Here is a 5,113-nt window from a genome sequence, read left to right on the forward strand (position 1 = left end):
TGGAGATGGTGGAATAAAACTTCCCTGGGTCACGTCGAACCCATCGAGCTGCGTGAGCTTCGCCAGCCTTCCGGGAACCATCGCAATGTGAATGGCCAACTGGCCGAGCGACATCGACTTCGGATGCGGCTTCCACGCCAATTTGTCGGCCGGCACCCGGCTCAAGATCCGGCGTGTGGTTTCCACCTCTTCCCGGAATTCACTCAGCATTGGATCGAGTATGGTTGTCATTTTGTTTCCTCCCCTGCGCAGCAGCCTGCCATGGTCGGGCGGCTGTATCGATCGTGATGCCGTACCCACGCCATCGGATAAGGGAACTCCTCCTCATCCCGTCCTTTGGGCGTCATATCCAGGAAGTTGTAGGTGGTCAGCAGAATATCCAGGCCTCGCGCGTACGCGGAATAGGTGTGGAAGATTTCTCCGGCTGCCTCTTTGTAGAACACGCTCAAGCCCGGCGCTTCCTCCGATGGAAACTCCGTCATGTTGTAGTTGTAGTAGACCTTGCGTTTCGCCATCTCCTGCTTCGAAAACGAGACGCAATAGTCGAAATTGAAATCGCTGCCGTAGGACGAGAACCAGTTGAAACGCCATCCCATCCGCTTTTTGAAGGCCTCGATCTCCGGCAGCGTCGCGCGCGACACTACCGCAAGGGTCGTATTTCGCTGCGCCAGGTGCACCACCGCGCCATCGAACGTATCCGCCAGGAAGGAGCAACTCGGACATCCTTCTTTCCATCCTGGACCAAACATGAAGTGATAGACGATGAGCTGATCGTGCCCCTCGAACAGATCTGCCAGCGTCAGTTTCCCTTTCGGCCCGTTGAAGGCGTAGTGTTTCTCCACCTTCTCCCAGGGCAGCTCGCGGCGTCGCCGGCTCAACTCATCGCGAAGACGAGTAAACTCCTTCTCTTTGGTCAACAACTCCTTCCGTGCCAATAGCCAGTTCGCCTGCGACGTTATCTTCAACTTGTCGCTGTTCACCGTCGCCATCCTCATCACTCCTTTGCTTCGAATCGATCGTTGTGTTTTTGCCGCGCAATTGTTTTGACCAGCATCGAACTCACGCCACAGGTCGAAATCGCACGAGCTGCCAGCCACACTGCACTCGCCAAGCATGCCAGACACATATTGCTCTTTACCGCACTCGGGTTTGGGCTCGCTCGCGGACGCACGAGAGGATGTGTCCCCAGCCCTGGCCGATACCCCTACGGTGTTCCTCCGGAATGACCCCCAGCGCCTGGTGATGGAACTTGATCAGGGTTGCGCCATCCACTTGGCTAAGCCGGTACTGGACGTTGGAAACAATCGCGTACGACATGAACAGCGGGCCGGTGATCTCCAGAAGAGTCGGCCGCTTGATGGCCTGCACATGTCCCCAGAGATGGCCGTTGCCGTCGCCCAGGTCACGGTACCATCGCCCGCCCGGCCAGGGCTCGATTTTCATCGGCATTTTCTTGCCGTCAGGGGTGTCGTTCTCCGGCCCGATCTGCTCCAGCAGCGCCGCGAACGTATGTTCCAGGGTTGCCTGCACCCGGATTTCCTGGGTTACGACCAGTGTCAAGCTCTCGAGCCCCGGCGCCGTTGGAATCGCGCTCATAACTCCTCCTTTTGTTTCCGGTTTTCATCGCCTTTACGTTCCTGGCCCTTCGCCTCGGCACGCTCTTTGATGCGACTCAACTGGTGCGCCCAAAAGCGCTCGAACGTCTTCGTCCACTCATAGAGCGGCCGGATGGCATCTGCATCGGTCCGATACAGCATGTGCCTGCCGTTTCGGCGTACCCTCACCAGTCCCACGTTCCGCAGGACCCGCAGGTGCTTCGAGACCGAAGGCTGCTCCAGTCCTAGGCCGGCCACGATGGCGCCCACGGAGCGCTCCTCGAGCGCCAAGTAATTCAGGATCTCCCGCCGCCGTGACTCCGCCACCGCGTTGAAAGCATCGGAAGTCGTTGCGGCCCGGGCCATGTCCCGCAATATATATGTCTATATAGGAATATGTCAAGTTAAGAGAAACAACGAACAACAGCTTCGGGATAAGCGACGAATTCCGGATTACCGTCAGGTGGATGGGAAGCCGTGGTGTGATCTCAAGGATCTTGGGATGACGAACCCTCACCGGCGGCTCCGCGTGACTCGGGGACGTTGTGGTTCGCTATGCCAACTATGAACCTTTCATTCACTACACCTTGCCGGTTTTAACGGCGCACGGAGGAGGTATGAGAATGAAATTGCTTCTTTGCTTTGCCGCCGCGTTAATCAGCATGTCGGGGAGCGACCTATGTCTCCGCCCAGGATAACTCCGGTATCGATACGGGCCGACATTCGTTCGGACAAAACCAAAATCATGGCCCGACCAGATGCAACTTTCCGATACGGAAAGAAAGGCCTTCTGGGCCCATTTACAACGACTATGACGCGGAACTGTCGAAGTTGAATGACGAGCGTGGCCCTAAAGAAGATGTCAAAGGCGGTCTCTCCTAAGAGGGCCGCGCGATTCGGGGCCCGAGAATCAGAACGCGGCTTCTGCTGGCTCAGGCAACGGAATTTCGGCCTCCTCCTCGTCCCGAACTGCAGTATGGGTCTTGGCGACTAGCATGTAAATGGACGGCACCACGAGGAGTGTGAAGGCCGTACCGATGATCATGCCGCTGACCAGCATGATGCCAATGCTGTTTCGCGCTCCCGCCCCCGGACCCCTTGCCAGAACCAAGGGGAAGTGACCAAACACGGTGGCCGCGGTGGTCATCAGGATGGGGCGAAGGCGCGTACCGGCGGCTCCAATGATGGCCTCGAGCTTACTCTTGCCTGTTTCCTGGAGATGGTTGGCGAACTCTACGATCAGAATTCCGTTTTTTGCAATCAGGCCGACGAGAGTAATCAGGCCCACCTGGCTGTAGATGTTCAACGTGGTGAAGCCCAGGAACGAGAATATCAGCGCGCCGGAGATGGCCAGGGGCACGGATCCGGCCAGAATGATGAAGGGGTCGCGGAAACTCTCGAATTGCGCGGCCAGGACGAGATAGATCAGGATCCCCGACAGCAAAAAAGTGCCCAGGAACTTGCTGCCTTCCACCCGGAGCTGACGGGACTCGCCCGCGTAGTCGACCGTGAATCCCTGCGGTAAGACCTGTTTCGCAGTGTCCTCCAGAAAAGTCAGCGCCTTATCCAGCGGCACCGAGGGCGGAATTACGCCTTGAATGCGCACGGCATTGAGTTGCTGAAACTTGTTCAGCGATCTGGGCTCGGTGGTGGTCCGCAGGCTGGCAAACGTGGAAAGCGGGACCAGCTTGTCCGAGGAGCCCTTGACGTAAATCTGGGAGAGCTGGTCGGGGGTCAACCGATCGATTCGCTTCACCTCGGGAATGACTTTGTAGCTGCGTCCCTTAATGCTGAAGCGATTCACGTAGTTTCCGCCCAGCATGGTGGAGAGATCCTGGCCGGCCTGACTGAGGTCCACGCCCTGGGAGCGAAGCTTGTCGCGGTCGAAGACCACCTCGGTCTGCGGCTGGTCGAACTTCACATCGGTATCGGCGTAGATGAAGAGGCCGCTGGCCATGGCCTTCTGCACGATTTGCTCAGCCAGCTGACTGACCTGCTCAGGCTCAGCGGCCGAGGCGATCACGAAGTCCACTGGAAAGTTACCGCCTCCTGGGAGCGGGGGTGGCGTCAACGGGATCACGCGGATTCCGGCGATCTTGGACAGGGGTCCAGTGGACTCCATCAAGAGTTGTTGCGCGGTCTTCTTGCGCTGGCTCCAGGGCTTGGTCACCATACCACCGAAGCCGCCACCGGGATTGGTGATCTGAAAGACGCTCGCACTCTCGGGAAACGAGTGGTACACATCGTAGACCTGGCGGGTAAACAGGTTCGTCTGGTCAAGAGTGGAGTTGGCAGAGGACTGGATGACTCCAAACACCACACCCTGGTCTTCCGCCGGGGCCAGTTCCCGCTGCGAGAACATATAGAACGGGATCATGAGCACGGCAACGATCGCCCACAGCGTCAAGACCACCGGCCGGTAACTCAATGTCCCAGAAAGCAAGCGGATGTACACGGCGCGAACCCGCTCGAAGTGGCGGTTGATCATGCCGGCAAAGCCGTGGTCGGTATCGCTGGCACGCAGCAACTGGGAACCCATCATCGGAGACAGAGTGAGCGCCACAATTCCGGACACAACCACGGCGCCCGCCAGAGTAAAGGCGAACTCGCGGAACAACGCGCCCGTGAGACCGCCCTGGATCCCGACTGGCGTGTACACGGCCGCGAGGGTGATGGTCATGGCGATGATCGGTCCGACCAGCTCGCGAGCAGCATCCTGGGCTGCGCGGAACGGCGACTTGCCCATGTGGAGATGGCGCTCGACGTTTTCTACCATGACGATGGCATCGTCCACCACCAGACCTACGGACAGCACGATCGCCAGCAGTGTCAGGAGATTGATGGTGAAGCCGGCCAAGAGCATCAGGAACACGGCGCCGATCAGCGAAATCGGGATAGCCACCACCGGGATAAGCACGGAGCGGAACGACCCGAGGAACAGAAAGATAACCACAATAACAATTAGCAAGGTCTCAATCAGGGTGTGTAACACCTCGTTGATCGCATCCTGAATGTATTCCGTGGAGTCGTAGGGGATTCCCAGCTTCATACCCGCGGGCAACTGCTGCTCGATCGCGGGCAGGGCCTGGCGCACTTTGTGAATGACTTGTAGGGAATTGGCCGTGGGCAGGACCCAGATACCCATGAAGGTGGCAGTTTCACCGTTGAAGCGGACATCTTGATCATAGTCTTCAGCCCCCAGCACCACGTCCGCGATGTCGCCCAGACGCACAACCACGCCACTGTCCCGCTTTACCACTAGCTGACGAAATTCCTCCGGAGTGCGAAGATCGGTGTTGGCCACCAGGTTCACCGAGACCATGGAACCCTTGGTACTTCCGATCGCTGAAAGGTAGTTGTTACGCGCCAAGGCATCGTGCACATCGGATGGCGATACACCGCGTGCCGCCATTTCTTTCGGTTTCAGCCAGATGCGCATGGCGAAGGTGCGATTGCCGAGGATGTCGGCGCGCTGCACCCCGCTGATGGCGCTCAGCTTAGGCTGCACGACACGGGTG

The 5,113-nt window shown here is 58.4% G+C and carries 5 protein-coding genes; all 5 read right to left on the minus strand.

Going from position 1 to position 5,113, the window contains the following annotated elements; genetic code table 11:
- Window positions 1–231 (minus strand): DinB family protein (locus VEG30_05615; protein HXZ79388.1); only part of this gene is annotated, 231 nt, incomplete at its 3' end.
- Entirely contained in the window at window positions 228–989 is a 762-nt protein-coding gene (locus tag VEG30_05620; protein HXZ79389.1) for a thioredoxin family protein, read from the minus strand. The genes VEG30_05615 and VEG30_05620, both read right to left, overlap by 4 nt.
- A gap of 145 nt (window positions 990–1,134) precedes the next feature.
- Window positions 1,135–1,596, minus strand: coding sequence for an SRPBCC domain-containing protein (locus VEG30_05625; protein HXZ79390.1), 462 nt, complete (start codon window positions 1,594–1,596; stop codon window positions 1,135–1,137).
- A complete protein-coding gene (locus tag VEG30_05630; protein HXZ79391.1) occupies window positions 1,593–1,961 on the minus strand; it encodes a metalloregulator ArsR/SmtB family transcription factor in 369 nt (122 codons plus the stop codon). The genes VEG30_05625 and VEG30_05630 overlap by 4 nt, the downstream gene beginning before the upstream one ends.
- Window positions 1,962–2,505: 544 nt before the next feature.
- On the minus strand, window positions 2,506–5,113 hold a 2,608-nt coding region (locus VEG30_05635), incomplete at its 5' end, for an efflux RND transporter permease subunit (protein HXZ79392.1).

This window comes from Terriglobales bacterium (assembly GCA_035624455.1).
Taxonomy (GTDB): Bacteria; Acidobacteriota; Terriglobia; order Terriglobales; family Acidobacteriaceae; genus DASPRM01.

Excerpts from the sequence above, each read along its gene's own strand:
- VEG30_05620 (HXZ79389.1), bottom strand. The coding sequence starts at position 989 with ATGGCGACGGTGAACAGCGACAAGTTGAAGATAACGTCGCAGGCGAAC.
- VEG30_05625 (HXZ79390.1), bottom strand. The coding sequence starts at position 1,596 with ATGAGCGCGATTCCAACGGCGCCGGGGCTCGAGAGCTTGACACTGGTC.
- VEG30_05630 (HXZ79391.1), bottom strand. The coding sequence starts at position 1,961 with ATGGCCCGGGCCGCAACGACTTCCGATGCTTTCAACGCGGTGGCGGAG.